This is a genomic window from Chlorogloeopsis fritschii PCC 6912, from assembly GCF_000317285.1.
Taxonomy (GTDB): domain Bacteria; phylum Cyanobacteriota; class Cyanobacteriia; order Cyanobacteriales; family Nostocaceae; genus Chlorogloeopsis; species Chlorogloeopsis fritschii.
In genome coordinates, this window is sequence record NZ_AJLN01000153.1 from 1 (window position 1) to 16,568 (window position 16,568).

General features: G+C 43.3%; 15 protein-coding genes. 4 read left to right on the forward strand and 11 right to left on the reverse strand.

Annotation, left to right across the window (positions count from 1 at the left end; genetic code table 11):
- The first annotated feature begins 64 nt into the window (after window positions 1-64).
- The 3 genes from UYC_RS0134100 (at window position 65) to UYC_RS0134105 (ending at window position 4,064) form a co-directional block, all read left to right on the forward strand.
- On the forward strand, window positions 65-670 hold the full coding sequence (locus UYC_RS0134100; RefSeq protein ID WP_016876074.1) for an REP-associated tyrosine transposase: 606 nt from the start codon (window positions 65-67) through the stop codon (window positions 668-670).
- An 8-nt stretch (window positions 671-678) separates the two neighbouring features.
- On the forward strand, window positions 679-861 hold the full coding sequence (locus UYC_RS35970) for a hypothetical protein (RefSeq protein ID WP_040432729.1): 183 nt from the start codon (window positions 679-681) through the stop codon (window positions 859-861).
- A gap of 998 nt (window positions 862-1,859) precedes the next feature.
- Window positions 1,860-4,064 carry a glycoside hydrolase family 65 protein gene (locus UYC_RS0134105; protein ID WP_016876075.1) on the forward strand — a complete coding sequence of 735 codons (2,205 nt, stop codon included), beginning with the start codon at window positions 1,860-1,862 and terminating at the stop codon, window positions 4,062-4,064.
- A gap of 249 nt (window positions 4,065-4,313) precedes the next feature.
- Here the strand turns inward: UYC_RS0134105 and UYC_RS0134110 are convergent, their stop codons facing one another.
- The 11 genes from UYC_RS0134110 to thrS all read right to left on the reverse strand — a co-directional run bounded on the left by UYC_RS0134110 (window position 4,314) and on the right by thrS (window position 15,783).
- Window positions 4,314-5,072 (reverse strand): HEAT repeat domain-containing protein, encoded by a 759-nt coding sequence (locus UYC_RS0134110; RefSeq protein ID WP_016876076.1) that lies wholly within the window; start codon window positions 5,070-5,072, stop codon window positions 4,314-4,316.
- Between the two features lie 252 nt (window positions 5,073-5,324).
- Window positions 5,325-5,882, reverse strand: a complete 558-nt coding sequence (locus tag UYC_RS0134115; protein WP_016876077.1) for a GNAT family N-acetyltransferase — start codon at window positions 5,880-5,882, stop codon at window positions 5,325-5,327.
- A 20-nt stretch (window positions 5,883-5,902) separates the two neighbouring features.
- Window positions 5,903-6,094 carry a hypothetical protein gene (locus UYC_RS0134120; protein ID WP_016876078.1) on the reverse strand — a complete coding sequence of 64 codons (192 nt, stop codon included), beginning with the start codon at window positions 6,092-6,094 and terminating at the stop codon, window positions 5,903-5,905.
- Between the two features lie 157 nt (window positions 6,095-6,251).
- The gene (locus UYC_RS0134125; RefSeq protein WP_016876079.1) at window positions 6,252-8,468 is read right to left on the reverse strand and encodes a S8 family peptidase; all 2,217 of its coding nucleotides are present in this window, start codon (window positions 8,466-8,468) and stop codon (window positions 6,252-6,254) included.
- A gap of 766 nt (window positions 8,469-9,234) precedes the next feature.
- Window positions 9,235-9,645, reverse strand: coding sequence for a hypothetical protein (locus UYC_RS0134135; RefSeq protein WP_016876080.1), 411 nt, complete (start codon window positions 9,643-9,645; stop codon window positions 9,235-9,237).
- Entirely contained in the window at window positions 9,630-10,928 is a 1,299-nt protein-coding gene (locus UYC_RS0134140; protein WP_016879842.1) for an AmpG family muropeptide MFS transporter, read from the reverse strand. The genes UYC_RS0134135 and UYC_RS0134140 overlap by 16 nt, the downstream gene beginning before the upstream one ends.
- A 282-nt stretch (window positions 10,929-11,210) precedes the next feature.
- Window positions 11,211-12,662 carry a DNA phosphorothioation-associated putative methyltransferase gene (locus tag UYC_RS0134145; protein WP_016876082.1) on the reverse strand — a complete coding sequence of 484 codons (1,452 nt, stop codon included), beginning with the start codon at window positions 12,660-12,662 and terminating at the stop codon, window positions 11,211-11,213.
- 161 nt (window positions 12,663-12,823) lie between these two features.
- Window positions 12,824-13,210: a DNA sulfur modification protein DndE gene (dndE, locus tag UYC_RS0134150; RefSeq protein WP_016876083.1), complete on the reverse strand. Its 387-nt coding sequence runs from the start codon at window positions 13,208-13,210 to the stop codon at window positions 12,824-12,826.
- A gap of 194 nt (window positions 13,211-13,404) precedes the next feature.
- Window positions 13,405-13,692, reverse strand: coding sequence for a type II toxin-antitoxin system RelE/ParE family toxin (locus UYC_RS0134155; protein WP_016876084.1), 288 nt, complete (start codon window positions 13,690-13,692; stop codon window positions 13,405-13,407).
- Window positions 13,677-13,865 (reverse strand): hypothetical protein, encoded by a 189-nt coding sequence (locus UYC_RS0134160; RefSeq protein WP_016876085.1) that lies wholly within the window; start codon window positions 13,863-13,865, stop codon window positions 13,677-13,679. The genes UYC_RS0134155 and UYC_RS0134160 overlap by 16 nt, the downstream gene beginning before the upstream one ends.
- A 67-nt stretch (window positions 13,866-13,932) precedes the next feature.
- Window positions 13,933-15,783 carry a threonine--tRNA ligase gene (thrS, locus tag UYC_RS0134165; RefSeq protein ID WP_016876086.1) on the reverse strand — a complete coding sequence of 617 codons (1,851 nt, stop codon included), beginning with the start codon at window positions 15,781-15,783 and terminating at the stop codon, window positions 13,933-13,935.
- 380 nt (window positions 15,784-16,163) lie between these two features.
- Here thrS and UYC_RS0134170 point away from each other — a divergent pair, with 380 nt between their 5' ends.
- The gene (locus tag UYC_RS0134170) at window positions 16,164-16,502 is read left to right on the forward strand and encodes a DUF2605 domain-containing protein (protein ID WP_016876087.1); all 339 of its coding nucleotides are present in this window, start codon (window positions 16,164-16,166) and stop codon (window positions 16,500-16,502) included.
- Window positions 16,503-16,568: the final 66 nt, after the last annotated feature.

Here is a 16,568-nt window from a genome sequence, read left to right on the forward strand (position 1 = left end):
CGCGCTAGTAGGGTGGGCATTGCCTTTAGAAAAGTATATTTTATAACAATTAACTTATAGAGCAATGCCCACCAAAATTCCTTATATTACCCATATGTCCCAATATCGACGCTCCTATGTGCCAGGAGGAACTTTTTTCTTAACTCTGGTGACTTACTGCCGCACACCTCTATTTTCGGAGCCAGAAAATATCTCTCACTTGCGGACTGCTGTTGCCAAGATTCGGACTGAAAAACCCTTTGAAATTCTTGGAGCAGTCATTTTACCCGACCATATTCATTTTCTTTGGACTTTACCATCTGATGATTCAGATTACTCGCAACGAGTCTCCCGATTAAAAGTGCTATTTACAAGGTTACTACGGGGTAAAAAGTCATTACCTCAAAATGTTTCAGCTTCTCGCCGCAAACATCGAGAAAGTAATGTATGGCAACGTCGGTTTTGGGAACACACTATTTGTAATGAAGCAGATCTGGCAAGGCATTTGGACTATATTCACTACAATCCAGTTAAGCATGGGTTAGTATCTTGTCCACACCTATGGGAGTATTCCAGTTTTCACAAATGGGTTAAAAAAGGTAAATATCAGGCTGATTGGGCTTGTAGCTGCTGTGGTAAGAAGCCCCCACTCCCTGATTTTGCTCATATGGTATTTGGTGAATCAGGATAAGGTGGGCATTGCCCAAGTATGGAAATCTCTTCTATGAACATCACAACAATGCCCACCTGACTTACGCTCTGCTGAATCAGGAGGAGGTGGGCATTGCCCCAAATATGGAAATCTCTTCTATGAACATCACAGCAATGCCCACCCTACGGATTGTTATGGATGGGCAGATTTTTTGTTGGGAAGTTGAGTGAAGGGAGCGATCGCACCAACAAATCAGCTTTAAATTCGGATGTTGCAATGTGAAGTGAGAAGTTTCTTGTTCCAAATAAGAACATTCTTGTTTCAAGTGAGAAGCTTATTGTTCCAAATGAGAACATTCTCGTTTCAAGTGAGAAGTTTCTTGTCTCAAATGAGAACATTCTCGTTACAAGTAAGAAGTTTCTCGTTCCAAATGAGAACATTCTCGTTTTAAAGGAGAAGTTTCGAGTTCAAACGGCAATAATTCATTCTTCCTTCGTAAAAATTTCCATTACTCTATGTCGTCTTCTCTCAAACTCTCATCCAAAATTGCTTCAATATCTCGCGTACTTGATTGATAGTGTGGAAATTACACAACTACAACCGTCCACAAGCTGTTGAGTTTACATTTCACAATAATATTTAAGAATAAATTTATATTTCCAAGAAAACTTTTAGATAAAAATATTACTTAATGTCAGGGTAAGCTGTGGCCCTAAATTATTATCGAATTCCAGTCGATACAAGCCACTATTAGCAACCATCCTGACTCTTTTTGTGTCTGGCAATAATGTCGAAAGATGTGTATTGAAGAATATGTAGTTTTGTACATTTCTTTACCAAATGTAAAAATTACTTTATTTTTCAATTCTTAAGAATTTTGTTAGAAAGAAATAAGAAAATCTATCTATGGATAGATGAAAGGGAACGTTAGTGATTTACTGCACTTAACTGCCACCTGTCTGGGCGTAAAGCACCCTAGACAAAATGTAGAAGGTAGTGAAGAACTTATTTAGTCTCTGAGAGGATGTCTGAAAACTTGTTGGTGTTGTATTCAATACTTATAGATCCCCCTAAATCCCCTTAAGAAGGCGGAAATTACTCAAAGTCTCCCTTTTTTAGGGAGTCTAGGAGGGATGGGGAGAAATATTTAATACTTCTCAGACATCCTCTGACCATTCTATTGCACTCAGCTCCCAGCTAGCCCTCAAGTATTAGGTTTCATTCACTCATGTTAGACTTGTCCGTCTATAGCTCTCAACAAAACCAGCAACTAATTGACTCTACCGATTGGAACGTTCTAGAAACAGAATTTGACCCCTCTAGGCTACATCATCAAGAAACAGTTTTCACTCTCGGCAACGGGTATTTAGGAACGCGAGGCACATTCGAGGAAGGCTATCCTCATGATTCTCCAGCAACTATCATTCATGGGGTTTATGATGATGTGGCGATCGCTAGTACCGAACTAGTTAACTGCCCCAATTGGCTACCGTTTGTGGTGAAAGTAGCAGGGGAACGCTTTCGCATGGACAGTGGAGAAATCTTGCACTACGAACGTCGCCTTGATTTGCGTTTAGGTATAGTCAGCCGAGATGTACGGTGGCGAAGCCCGGCAGGACACACGGTAGAATTTCATTTTGAGCGGTTTGCCAGTCTAGCAAATCAAAATTTTTTGGCAATCAGATGTCAAATTACATCTATAGATTTTGAGGGCGACATTGAGGTAGAAGTTGGATTTCATCCCGAACCGCGCACTCAAGGTGTAAAACATTGGCAGACGTTAAAGCAGGGTGGCTTAGATAATCTGATTTGGCTGCACAGCCAAACTCTCCATTCTGCCATCGAATTTGGCATGGCAGCTAAGTTGATAGTAGAAGGTGAAGAAACTGCATCGGTATGCGTGCGTCAAGGTGAACATCATCACTCCACACTGGTAACAACTTTACAAGTAGAACCAGAAAAGACTGTAACTTTAGAAAAGATTGTCACCCTCTACACCTCACGGGAAATACCAACTCCTGCCGAAGCAGCATTAATTCGACTAGTTGCTGCACCCAGTTATTCAACTTTGTTAGCAGCACACATTGCTGCGTGGGAGCGAGTTTGGCAAGACAGTGACGTGGTAATAGAAGGCGATCGCCTCTCGCAGTTGAGCATCCGCTACAATCTCTTTCAGTTACTTGCGGTTGCACCCCGTTATGACGACAGAGTTAGTATTCCTCCCAAAACCCTTTCTGGGTTTGCCTATAGCGGACATATCTTTTGGGACACGGAAATTTTTATCCTGCCCTTGTTGATCCACACTCAGCCAGCCCTAGCGCGTAACTTGCTTACCTATCGCTACCACACTTTACGGGGGGCGCGACGCAAAGCCCAAGAAATGGGATATAGAGGAGCAATGTATGCTTGGGAAAGTGCTAGCACTGGTGATGAAGTGACTCCCCGGTGGGTACCAGGGCCAAATGGCGAACAAGTTCGGATCTGGTGTGGCGATATTGAGGTACACATCAATACTGATGTGGCTTATGCTGCTTGGCAATACTGGCAAACCACAGGCGATGATGAATGGATGCGTGACTGTGGCGCGGAAATAATTTTAGATACGGCGGTTTTCTGGGAAAGTCGGGTAGAGTGGAACCAACAGCGTCACTGCTATGACATTCGCGATACAATCGGCCCTGATGAAAACCACGATCGCGTCGATAATAATGCCTTTACCAATGTAATGGTGCAGTGGCACTTGCAAACTGCTTTAGCATTGTGGGATTGGCTAGTGAAATCCTATCCCGATACTTCAGCACAATTGGCAGAAAAACTTTACCTGCAACCAGAACAGATGGAGTTGTGGGGCGACATTGCCAATCGTCTCTATGTAAATCAAGATTTGGCAACTGGTTTGATTGAGCAGTTTGAAGGCTTTTTTAACTTAGAAGACGTTAATTTAGCCGACTACGAACCACGTACCAAATCAATGCAAGGTTTGCTAGGAGTAGAAGCCACCAGTCAAAAGCAAATTCTCAAGCAGCCGGATGTGTTAATGCTAATGTACTTGCTGCGCGATCGCTTTGACCGTAAAACCCTAAAAACCAACTGGGATTATTACAGCCCCCGCACCGATCATAGCTATGGTTCCTCTCTCGGCCCGGCAATTCACGCAATTTTGGCTTGCGATCTTAACCAACCAGTCGAAGCCTACACTCACTTTATGCGAGCAGCGATGGTAGATTTAGCTGATGTGCGTCGTAACGCCCACGAAGGAATCCACGCCGCTAGTGCTGGGGGAGTATGGCAAGCAGTCATCTTTGGCTTTGCTGGTGTGCGGATGACAAACTTTGGCCCCATCGCTTGTCCAAACCTTCCTCCTAACTGGACACGCCTAAAATTTCGGTTAAAATGGCGCGACGAGTGGCATGAGTTTGATTTGACTGCGTAATAGCAGTAGATGTTAAGACGCAAAGAGGGAGCAGGGAATAGGGGCTAGGGGCTAGGGGCTAGGAAGAGGAGGGGAGAGTGGGAAAATTCTTCTCCTTGTCCCCTTGTCCAAGTCTTCCCTTCTGCCTCCTGCCACGCCAGTCGCCCCAAGTTGGGTAACCCTTTCGCCAGTCACCTGCGGAGGGAAACCCTCCCGCAGTGCTGGCTCACCACGGCGCTGGCTCCTCTGCCTCCTGCCGTCTGACTTCTTTTAAAACCACCCTTCTTGTTCCAGAGTTTCAATCAACTGCAATCCACGCGGATCGCCTACTCCCAAAATTGCAGTTTTAGCATCTTCTCGCACGCCTAAATCTTGATCTTCGGCAAAGGCTTGAATCAAAGCATCAACGGCTGTCGCATAGACGACATTTGAAGGTAGTTCGCGGCATAATTGTCCGATCGCCCAAGCACTGTTACTCCGCACTGCTGCGATCGGATCTTGTACTAAGGCTTCAATTAACGGTGGTATTGCCCCAACCACGGCTTCGTAACCAACTTCTGCCATTTGTGCTAAGGAACTAGCAGCCCACAAACGCACTGCCGGAACATCAGTTCTTAAAGCATCTGCTAGAGGTGCTAAACAGCGGCGATCGCGGCAGTTACCCAATGCCCAAACAACGCCTTTGCGCACATATCCATTCCAATCTCGTCCCAATTGGGCAATCAATGGCTCTACTGCATCTGAGCTGGGATTACGTCCAAGTCCATAGGCTGCACTTACCCGCACTAAAGGACAAGTATCAGTTAATAGGCGAATCAGATGGGGGATAGCACGTTCATCTTCTATGTCGCAGAAAGCACGCGCTGCTAGCATCCTCTGCTGCGGCTGAGAATGCTCTAATAGCGGTAGCATTTCCTCTGGATCGGGCTTTGGCACTTCTGACTCTGCGGTCAGCGGCTCCATTTGATCTAAAGGACTTTCTAACTCCGCTTCAGCATCGAGTAGGCTAAGGTCGTCTTCGTCGTACATACATCAAAAGTACCATTACCTACTGCCACTTACCACACCATTTTTTAATTTTGGATCGTGGCAGTAAAAATTACTTAAGTAAAGGGGTTAGTAGGTGCGGGTTTTGTTGATGATGTTTGGGTTAAAACCGACAATTTATCTTTTAAACCCGCCCGTACAGTGGTTGGTTGTTCTCCTGGTACCCCTGGTGCTCTCTTGTCTCCTTGTCTCCCACTCTCCCCTCATAAAATTCATGCTGGAAGTATACAACACCTATGCTTGTGGATACAGAGGTTTTAGCATCCAAAAAGATTGGGTTTGATAACCCAACTGATTATAAAGATTTAAGGCAGCTTGATTGGATGGAAAAACTTGTAACCCAATTTGGCGATCGCCTCTGTTTTTTGCCCATGCTTCTGCATAGTGCATCAAAGCTGTACCTATACCTCGTCGCCGATATTCTGGTACAACATACAGTAAAAAGATATGAGCGTGGCGATCGCCCGTAACTTGGTCGATGGCATTTCCCATCCACAAGCAACCGACAAGAACAGTAGAGGAGCGGGAGAGTGGGAGATTGGAAGAAATATCCTCATCTTTGTTCCCTTGTCCCCGCCTCTGGTTGTCCTCTTCCTCTACCCACCACAAAGGGGTATTGTCAGAGAGATATTGTTCAACGGTGTGCGCCAGATGGGAAAAATCCTGAGTGGGAAACATATCCTGGTAAGTCAGGTGCATGAACCTGAGCAGCATTGCCCGATCCTTAATAGAACCACGCTTAATGCTGTATCCCGGTAGTAATTCCTCAGCCAAAGTAATATCTACGCTCACTAGTATTTTTTATGACAACTTCAAAAAAGTAGAGGAGCAGAAGACGATACGGAAAGATGAGTAGACACAGAGGAAAAGCTCTCTACATCTTCAACGGGTGCAGGCGCTGCCATATCTGAAGGCAAAAAGATGCGAGCGCTAACTGCCACTAAGGCAAGTAAAAAAATCACTACTACAAGTAGTGGTGCAATATACTGACGAAATATAGCCATGTTGAATGCAAGGTTAGCTTTCTGAGAATTAGCTAAAGATTTGTTAATTTAACTGGAATATATTTTAGCGGTGTTCGGGGGTTAATGGGAGGAAAACTAGATGCTAAGGTGGGCGATCGCTAACCTTAGCATCAATTAAAGTCAGTGTTTTGGGCTTTTACCGGAGCGCGATCGTGATTGTCTTATTTTGCAGATCGATGACCAGCGATTCACCAACCTGTCCGTTGCTATTTAACATCACAGCTGTATTATCCAACAAAGTATTACCTAAAACGGCTTCTTTTGGCTGGCTCGGCTGTACAAAGGCTCCACTGCCCCGTACTGTTGTGGCCATAACCTTTACCCCTGCGGCTTCTGTCAACTCGCCAACCGACATTGGTAACCCAGGAGAGTTTGGCCGCCAGTAGGTGTACCACCAATTCATCGACCAGCTGTAGCTCCAACTCGACTGATTGCCATTGGCTTTGAGTAAAATCTGGTTGAATCGCAGATCGTGATCGGCACGAGGTACCATAATACCGCCTGGATTGGGTCGGTATTCAAAGCGGTCAATCTCGGTGTTCCAATCGGGACTGTGAGAAATCAGATTTAGCCCGTCGAGACGAACGGTATTAATGCCGGAATTGTACATCCGCAGGTTAATCCGGATGAAGCATTCGTTTCCAGCACCGATAAATTCCGGTTCGACGCTAATTTCATACCAGACTCGCGAGGTTGCTTCTAGGGCACGACGGCAATTGATCCGCCCGAATCCAAATTCATCATCTCGCCCAACCGGGCCAAGATCGTCAACCGTCAACTTGATAATGTCTTCTACTTCCCAAGACCGCAGATCCGGATCTACAGAGAGAATCAGCCCCATCAAACCCGCAACGTGGGGAGTCGCGGATGAGGTACCATTAAAATCGGGAATATAGTTACCGCCTCCATAGCCGCCAGTTCCCATGATATCTGTGGTATAAATCTTAACGCCAGGGGCGACTACGTCTACTTCGGGGCCATAGTTGGAACCCCACCAATATTCACCGTCTAAGCTAGTTTTACTCTTGCGCTGATCCCATTGGTTGCTGGCACCTACTGCCATCAAACCCGGAATGGTGGGGGAGAGATTAGCGGGGTAAGCAACTCCATACACGTCATTATTGGCGGTAGCAATGGCGATGGGACAACCCTTACCGCCCCGTCCGTCTGTCTGGGCATATTTGAAGGCATTAGTAATGACTGTGCTGGGGGAACCGCCTCCCCAAGAGTTGGAGAGTACGTCTGCACCTCGGTTGACGGCGGTGCGCACACCGTCTGCAATAATGGCGTCACTAGTATACCAACCCCCTCCTACTCCATAGGCAATGCGGATGGGGAGAACCTGACAATCAGGGGCAACACCCGCTCCACCTAAATTGTTGTTTGCCTTGGCGGCTGCTATACCTGCACAGGAAGTACCATGTCCGTCTCTAGGTAAAGGAGAGGGATCGTCGCGGCGATAAACTGCGTCGTAACCTGGCTGTTTATACACGATGTCTTCGTGATGGATATCGCAACCTTCATCAATGATGGCAATAGAAATGCTGGGACTGCCCATTGAAATATCAAATGCTTCTGGAGCTTTAATCTTTATCAATCCCCATTGGTAGACAAATCCAGGATCGGTGGGTGGGGCAGTGGGTAAAGGTCTTGTGGCTGTCTCTGGTTTTTGTTGTACTTCTTTTGCGGTAACTCCAGCCGATTGCGATGCTAGATCGCGGCGGGATAGAACCGCACTTCCATAACCGTTTCCTGCTCCTAGACGAGGAGCCAAACGGACGAAATTGGGTTGAGCGTATTCTACTAAGTTGCTTTCGTGTAATTTGTTGGCAATTGCCACAGTTTGTTGACTATTCGGGGCTGTCACTAAGTCAGTACCCGGTTCTGGATAGTTGGATTGGCGGATTTCTAGATTGTTTTCCCGTAAAAGCTGCTGCTTTAATTCTTCTTGGACATTCGCTTTAAACTTCACTAGAATTTCCCCAACTGGGATTAGTCCTTCAGTAACAGGGGCTTGAGGAACTTCGTAAACAGGTGGCCCCACCGTGAGTTCGGGCTGGGTGTTAACGAAAGAATTTACAGTTTCGATTGGGGGCGCGATCGCTGTTGTGCGAGGTGTAGGCGTTTCGGCAACCTTTACAACCATCAGGTCGTAATCTGGAATTTCAAAAACTTCACCTACTGAGGTGACAGCAGACAGAGCCTGAGCTAGGTTGGCAGTTTGCATTCTTGCTTCACCATTATGAGCTTCTGTCCGAACCGCAACAAAATGATGTGAAGGTGTGAGCGGAATTCTTTTACCATCTGCATAGTAAAACTGCTCAACATTAGCTGTACTAACTTGGTCTGTCATAATAATTTCTCCCATTAGTTAATCCAAATCTCTACCCTATGCATCATCATTTGTCTGAAGTTTTCACTTCAGGTGATAGGGTGATGAAAGCAAAGTTTCTGATGTTGAAACGACAGAGATTCGTTACTAGAATCTCAACAATTACAAGTATTTAGAAGAGTAAATTAACCGACCACAACTACAGGTTTTGTAATATAAACTTCTCACTCACTCACGCACCTGTCTCATTGCAGTTATGTTTTCTTCTAAACCGAAGTAGTGCTTGATTTTGTGGATTTTGGTTTAATTTGACAATACCTTATCAGCTTTCTGACTTTTCATACTCTTTGGAATCAAGCCAGTTTAATAAATGAGCGATCGCATCAGTTCAGTTTTCTGCTCTCAGTCTGTTGTCAAATTTTCTCAATATTTCAAGACCAGTGAGAATAAGACTATGTTATTCCAATTTATTGCTCTAAAATTCTTTTCAGAAAAACCGTCAAATTATGCGAAAGCTTAAGTTTATCTCAAAAAAATTAAGGTTTTGGAAATTAAATCCCAAGTTAAATCATACACCATCGCAAGATAGAGCATTCATAAGTCTAAAGATAGATTTTTTTGAGAAACTTGCTATTGATTAAATTACCCACTAATTAAATTTTTCTTAATTGGATAGAGAGCCAGATTGCCCTAGTTTTCGTTACCAGGTTCAACCTGGTAACGAGGAATTTTCACTTTTTTTCCTAGTACCTAGCCTCTAGTCCATAGTCCCTAGTCCCTTTACTTTTTATTTGCGATCGCCTAGTTCGCGCTCTACATCAGCAATCACTCTTTCCCAGTACCAACTTTCTGGCATTCCAGGATTATCCAGCTTTGCCTGCTCTATTAAACGTTCTGCTGTGGCAGCGTCACCATCTAACTTCGCAATTAGTTTGTTTCTCAGACGATTATCAGCTATCCGCTGATTCGGAGAAATTTTAGTTACTCGCTGTGATGAGCGAGATTGTTGTCTGCGCAATTCCCAAAATAAAACGTAATAAAGCGTACCAAAAATTAAAATTAGGCTAAAAGTCCCCAAAAAAGTCAAAAGGTTAAGTGCCAGATACCCCAAAACTAACTGGGAAAGAACATAACCAAGCAATAGCCCAGTGAATAAGAGAATAGTTGTAGCAACAACAATAATTAGTTTCTGCCCCATATATCATCTTCCTCATCATCAAGTCCTGGTCTGTTAATTGCTACTGGTTTAGGGTTCCAGGGGGCAAATATAGGTAAAAGCAGTAACCCCGGCACCGCAGCGACGATTGTGATTAGGAAAAACAAAGGCCAACCTGTACTTTGTGCAATCGATCCGGCTGGAGCAGCTAGGATGTCGCGGCTGACAGCCATCAAGCTAGAGAGCAACGCATACTGAGTCGCAGAAAACCGTTGGTTGCACAAACTCATCAAAAATGCCACAAAGGCAGCTGTTCCTAAACCACCACAAAAGTTTTCGATGTTAATGGTAAGCACCAGTAATTGATAGTTTTTAGTGAACTGAGGTTGGGCTAGTACAAAGTAAGCAATGTTACTTAAGGCTTGCAGAGCACCAAAAATCCAAAGTGAGCGATTGATACCAATTTTACTCAAAATGGCACCACCTGCTAGGGCACCCACAATAGTAGCAATTAATCCCATTCCTACCTGTATTGCCCCGATATCGGTTTTGGTAAAACCGATGGTAAGTAAGAAGGGCGTTGCCATATTACTCAGTAAGGCATCACCTAGTTTATAAAGGGTGATAAACAATAAAACCAAGAAGCCTGAGATCACACCTCGGCGCTGGAAAAATTCTCCAAACGGTAAGATGACAGCTTGGGCTAAGGAGGTGGGAGGGGTAATTTCTTTTGGTTCTGGTGCAAACAAACTACCTAGAATACCAATTATCATCACACCTGCCATCAACAAGTACACTGATGACCAAGGTATGCGATCAGCAAGGATCAGTGCCAAAGCACCTGCTATTAACAAAGCAATTCGATAACCCAGAATAAAAACTGCTGCACCCGCACCCATTTCTAATTCGGTCAAAACGTCGGTGCGGTAGGCATCAGAGGCGATATCTTGAGTTGCGCTCAAAAAAGCAATGACTACAGCGTTAATGGCTAAAAGCTGTAAGGCTTGTTTGGGTTGTTGGAAAGCCATGAAGGCGATCGCTATAATCAAGGCAATCTGGGTGATGAGCAACCAACCCCGTCGTCGTCCTAAAAATGGAGGAGTAAAGCGATCGAGAAAGGGCGACCAAAGAAACTTTAATGAATAAGGCAAACTAGCAAGGCTAAACCAGCCAATAGCTGCCAAATCAACTTTTTCTACGGTCATCCAAGCCTTAAGTGTATTACCGATTAACAATAAAGGTAAACCTGATGCAAAACCTAGTAATAACAAAGCCGCCATTTTGCGGCTCTCAAATACTTTTAGCAGTGATTGAATTGGTTTCACAGCTTTGAAATTCCGTAAGGATCTAGTTAATACATATCAAGAATTACAATAAAAAATTTTTTTGAGTTATAAGACTTATGTATAATTATCTGGCTAGAGATTGAAATATATTGCCACAGCGAGTGTGTTCTTTAGTGCCAATTTGCCTAACTTAAAATTAGGGGCTAGGAGCTAGGGACTAGGGACTAGAAAGAGAAATTTTTGGTTCCTACAGCCCTAGTAGTCCCTTAAGTTTCATTAAGCAGCTATTCTGTTCCCTGTAACCTGTCACCTGTTCCCTATTCAAACTAAATAAACTTGATGCCCTCTAATTTCTACCCCGTGTTCTTTAAGGCATTTTACCCAACCTTCGCGAGTGCCGATGTCGCTTTTTTGCTTTAGTAAGCCTAGTTCCTGTTCTTGTTGGGTAAGTTGAGCAAATTCTTCGTAGAGATAATAACTAGAAGTCACAAATGTTTCTTTCCGATGCAAGATGGGCGGATTTGCTCTATTTTCATAGTCTCTATGAGTTATACTTAGAGTTTTTAAGTCAATACTAATACTTGCTTTTAATGCCGGATGGGGTTCAGTATCAAATTCTGGGTAAAACAGGTAAGATATTTGCGGTTCGTCTGTATAAAACTTTATAATTGTTGCTCCATCAACTCGCCCAATAGTACGACTGGCGCAGCCCTCATAAATTCGCAGTAAGGGATCGAGTTCACACAATGCGGAAACATGAACGTAGAGAGCGCTATGGGTGCGTTTGCCTATTTTGCTTTTGTTGCAAGCAGCTTTGACTACACTTGGTTTGCCCAAGCTAAACAACTTGGTGTCAGCAACTTGGCAAGCTTCTTCGTAACTACCAAAAAAGGCTTTGATGTCGTGGCGTATTTCTGGTGCTAATTTTTGCCAAGCAGGACGAACTTCAAAATGGGTGAGAGCAAGATATACTTGAATGTCAAGAGAACGACGGTAGGCGATCGCATCCCATTCTGTTTCGTCAGTTACTTGTAAAATTACAGCAAAGGCACGCCGGAAACTACCAAACTCTTTTAATAATTCCTGTTCGTTTGCCAATTCACCTTTGACTGGCAGTCTGCCACGTTTTGTATAAAAAGCCATCAATGGTTGCAGTAAATCTTGGTAGTCTTCAAACCGTTTAACAGGAATGCGAACTCTTGGCGTCGAAGTTTTCGAGAAAAAGCGTATTGCCTTATAAGCTTCTTTTTCAGCTTCATCCCGAAAGACAAAGTATACACCCAGCGCTACAGGTACAGCGTCTACATTTAGCGTTTCGTCAATGTATTTTTTGAGTTCTTCTTGTTGGTAATATTTCTGAAAAGTATTGTGGCGAGTCACTACACCATCGCCATAGGGTATAAGATTGCGGCTAGGAGCATTAATCAGTACTTGAGCAGCGACAATTAAAACTTTGCGCGTCAGTTGCCAAGCTGTGAGTAGAGCTTGGCAGCGCTCATTGGGATCTTCAATCACATTGAGGATGTACCCCAAGTTAACCACATCACTCACTATACGATCGCGATCGGGAAAGTAGTAAGGATCCCAGCCAGCACTGGTGTAGCCTAAATGCGCGACTCGTTCTACATCACCACCGTAGCCACAACCGTAGTCAAAAAACGTGGTATCTTTATTTAGAATTGCCCATTCTATAGCCAATCGCACTGGGCGGGATAAATCAGTACGAACAATTGCGGCTCTGTGGCGCTCAATTTCTATATAGCTCTCTGACATAAGAGCATTTGAATTTGTTAATAGGTAGTAGTTAGTAGTTAGTAGTTATACCGTTTCGATATGAAGATGCATATTATGAGCCTGCGGAGGCAGGCTTTGTTCGTATAGCCCCAGGCTTACAGCCTGAGGGCGTTAATTGCTACTAACCACTAACCATAATTTCAATTTTTGGTCGCTAATTCAATCAAATCTTCAATTTTCTTGATATTTGGATCGCCTGCTAAATATCCGATGCCACGATGTAAATGCAGGCGAAATTGTGTCACCAGGGTTTCTGTATCGGTACCGAGATTGTCATTGTGGCAGCGCTGTTTAAGTGCCAGAAGCAAAATGTCGGATATTTCGCCACCAAAAACACGCCAACTCATCTCAACGTTGCTATCTTGAGGAATTGGTAATGGAGAAGGTGGAGTTGGTTCGGCAAGGGAACGACAAAATGCCCAACGACATAATATGTTCCATTGGTCGATTTTGGTGATGCGTTTGAGTTTAATAAGTTGTTCTTTCGCTGTTTGGGATAAGCGAATTCTCTCGATGGGAGTTTCCATGAATAGAAGGCAGAACTTTGAATTTAGAATTCAGAAGTCATGTATTCTGACTTCTGGCTTCTTGACTTAATCATTACCCTATCTGCAACGGACGAGGTAATAAAAATTAATATTGATGTTTTGATTCCAGAGAAGGGGATGGGTAATTTCCACCCCCGTTTTAATTTGTTATCGAGTCTTAATCGATCTCAAACTTATTTATCCAATAGTCTCTTTCCATAAATAACTGCGGCAATAGTAATAATATCTTTCTGAATGTGGTAAATCATTCGATAAGTAAATACCGAATATTCTCTGATATTATCATCACCAAATTCTGGTACAGGTTTACCTGAGAACGGTGATTTACTGATGTGAATAGTTGCATCAAGTATTTTTTTCACTACTGCGGCAGCATAGGAAGCCGAGTCACGAGCTATATATATGGCAATTGCTTCTACATCTTCCAATGCTTTGGGGGACCACACTACTTTATAAGCCATTTGTTCAATCGTTCTTCGGCCTCATTTTGAGTTCTTGTTCCTTGGTGTTCGACTACTTCTAAACCGCGACGAACTGTTTCGATAACATATAGATGATATTGCACATCTTCTATGGAACAATTATCAGGCAATTGGTTCAAAAGAGATTGTATCTTTTGTTTTGCACTACTCATAAATCTAATTTTTTAGTTAATTTATATTGGAATTATGTCAGGTGGGCAATGCCCACCCCACAACTTGTTAAAAAATCTTGAAGTTGGCGATCGCTTCCTTCATCTTACCCAAAACTTCGTCAATAGGTATAGTCCCCAATTCCCCATTTGCGCGAGTACGGATGCTCAAAGAATTTGTTTCCACTTCTTTTGCTCCCACGACTGCCATCACGGGGATCTTCTCTTTTTCGGCATTGCGAATGAGTTTACCCAGGCGATCGCCACTGGTATCTACCTCGGCACGAATACCCTGTGCTGACATTTTCGCCGCTACTTGTTTGGCAAAATCCAACTGCACTTCACTAACTGGTAGCAATCTGATTTGCACTGGCGCTAACCACAAGGGGAAATCCCCTGCATACTCTTCGATTAAGATACCAATAAGTCTTTCTAGAGAACCAAAAGGCGCACGGTGGATCATCACTGGGCGTTTGCGAGAACCATCTTCGGCGACGTACTCCAAATCAAATCTTTCTGGCAAGTTGTAATCAACCTGCACAGTTCCCAATTGCCATTCTCTGTCTAAAGCATCGCGGACGATAAAATCTAATTTGGGGCCATAAAACGCAGCTTCACCGATACCCTCAAAGTGATTCATGCCCAAAGTTTCCACTGCTCGCCGAATAGCAGTTTCAGCTTTGTCCCAAGCGTCATCCGAACCAATATACTTATCACTAGCTGGATCGCGGAAACTCAGTCTTGCCTTGAAGTTTTGATCTAATTTAAGAATCTTAATAACCGACAAGATTAAATCCACCACGTTGAGGAATTCGCTATCAAGCTGTTCCGGGGTGACAAATATGTGGGCGTCATCTTGAGTAAAACCGCGTACTCGTGTTAACCCACCTAATTCCCCTGATTGTTCATAGCGGTAAACAGTGCCAAATTCTGCAAAGCGTATCGGCAGTTCTCGGTAAGAGCGCAACTCACTCTTATATATCTGAATGTGGAAGGGACAATTCATGGCTTTAAGAACAAAACCTTGTTCGTGTGCCGCTGCTTCCTCATTCTCTGCCATCATTGGAAATAAGTCTTCTTTATACTTCTGCCAATGTCCAGAAGTTTTAAATAAATCTACTCTGCCAATATGCGGTGTTACCACTGGTAAATAACCGCGTTTTAGCTGTTCTTGCTTGAGAAAGTCTTCCAAAATACTCCGCAATAAAGTTCCTTTTGGCGTCCATAAAGGCAACCCCGGCCCCACTAAGTCAGAAAATATAAATAACCCTAGTTCCTTACCGAGTTTACGGTGATCGCGTCGCTGTGCTTCTTCTTTACGCCGTTTATATTCTGCGAGCTGTTCTGGCGTTTCCCAAGCAGTACCGTAGATGCGCTGCAATTGTGCTTTGTTTTCATCTCCACGCCAATAAGCGCCTGCTAGACTTTCTAATTCAATTGCTTTTGGATTTAACTCTTTAGTATTTTCTACATGGGGGCCAGCGCACAAGTCCCACCATTCATCGCCTAAGTGGTAGATTGTGATTGGTTCTTCTTTAATATCTGCTAGTATTTCTAACTTATAAGGTTCCTTAATTTCTTTAATTCGCCGTTCCGCTTCCTCGCGGCTGACTTGTTCGCGAATTACTGGTAATTTCCGATTAATGATCTTATCCATCTCTTTCTTGATGGCTTTGAGATCCTTTTCTGTAAATGGCTCTGGATTATCAAAATCATAGTAAAAGCCGCTTTCTATCCACGGGCCGATTGTAACTTGCGCCTTGGGAAACAGCTTTTGTACTGCCATCGCCATAACGTGAGATGTGGTATGGCGAATTTTCTTCAAGTTTTCAGATTCGCTGGTACGTGGCAGATGAATTTTTTGCTCAGGTTGTTCTAATTGACTTAAATGTTCGGAAGGCGACATTGGCTGCTGATCCATTGGCGACGTAGTTGCTTAATTGTAATTTCTTCGACTGAATATATATTAACGACCCTGATGTCGTACTATTCGCCACCAGTCACAACATTCAGTCGGGATTTGTATCGAAATAAAGAAGCCAGGAGTCAGAAGTCAGCAGCCAGAAGAATTCACCAATTATGAGTTCTGAGTTCTATTCATTTTTTCTGACTATATTCACAAAATATTTATGTACTCTGCCCAAGGTTTAGTGTCAAAGCTGTTGTAGCTATATAAAATACTAATAGTGTATCTTAAGATACATTTTTTAAAATTTTGTTATCAATCAAGTAATTACCAAATGTTAAGAATCGTAAATAACGTTAATATTAATAAGAAACTTGGAAATATGCTTGTCAATTATGCAAGACTCAAACTTATCGGAACCTGAATTGCTGAAAACAATTTTGCAACCACTGTTAGAGGATTTTCAGTATTGGTTTGCGCGATCGCGTACCTTGCTGGAAACAGAGCAGCTTGATTTTTTGGGCGTTCAAGAGCAAACAAAATTATTAGAGCGAGTCAAGCAAGCACAAGAAGAAGTAAATACAGCAAAGATGCTGTTTAATGCAACACAAGGACAAGTAGGTATAGATATGGCAACCTTAATGCCTTGGCATCAATTGCTATCAGAATGCTGGAAAGTAGCAATGCGATTCCGAACTGAGCAGGCTACTTTGCAACAGCAAGACGGCATATAACATAAAGTATTAAATCTTTAAAAGCATTCTCTCACTTAACAGCAATTGTATTATATGATACTTTAA

Excerpts from the sequence above, each read along its gene's own strand:
- UYC_RS0134100 (WP_016876074.1), top strand. The coding sequence starts at position 65 with ATGCCCACCAAAATTCCTTATATTACCCATATGTCCCAATATCGACGC.
- UYC_RS0134105 (WP_016876075.1), top strand. The coding sequence starts at position 1,860 with ATGTTAGACTTGTCCGTCTATAGCTCTCAACAAAACCAGCAACTAATT.
- UYC_RS0134110 (WP_016876076.1), bottom strand. The coding sequence starts at position 5,072 with ATGTACGACGAAGACGACCTTAGCCTACTCGATGCTGAAGCGGAGTTA.
- UYC_RS0134120 (WP_016876078.1), bottom strand. The coding sequence starts at position 6,094 with ATGGCTATATTTCGTCAGTATATTGCACCACTACTTGTAGTAGTGATT.
- UYC_RS0134125 (WP_016876079.1), bottom strand. The coding sequence starts at position 8,468 with ATGACAGACCAAGTTAGTACAGCTAATGTTGAGCAGTTTTACTATGCA.
- UYC_RS0134135 (WP_016876080.1), bottom strand. The coding sequence starts at position 9,645 with ATGGGGCAGAAACTAATTATTGTTGTTGCTACAACTATTCTCTTATTC.
- UYC_RS0134145 (WP_016876082.1), bottom strand. The coding sequence starts at position 12,662 with ATGTCAGAGAGCTATATAGAAATTGAGCGCCACAGAGCCGCAATTGTT.
- dndE (WP_016876083.1), bottom strand. The coding sequence starts at position 13,210 with ATGGAAACTCCCATCGAGAGAATTCGCTTATCCCAAACAGCGAAAGAA.
- UYC_RS0134155 (WP_016876084.1), bottom strand. The coding sequence starts at position 13,692 with ATGGCTTATAAAGTAGTGTGGTCCCCCAAAGCATTGGAAGATGTAGAA.
- UYC_RS0134160 (WP_016876085.1), bottom strand. The coding sequence starts at position 13,865 with ATGAGTAGTGCAAAACAAAAGATACAATCTCTTTTGAACCAATTGCCT.
- thrS (WP_016876086.1), bottom strand. The coding sequence starts at position 15,783 with ATGGATCAGCAGCCAATGTCGCCTTCCGAACATTTAAGTCAATTAGAA.
- UYC_RS0134170 (WP_016876087.1), top strand. The coding sequence starts at position 16,164 with ATGCAAGACTCAAACTTATCGGAACCTGAATTGCTGAAAACAATTTTG.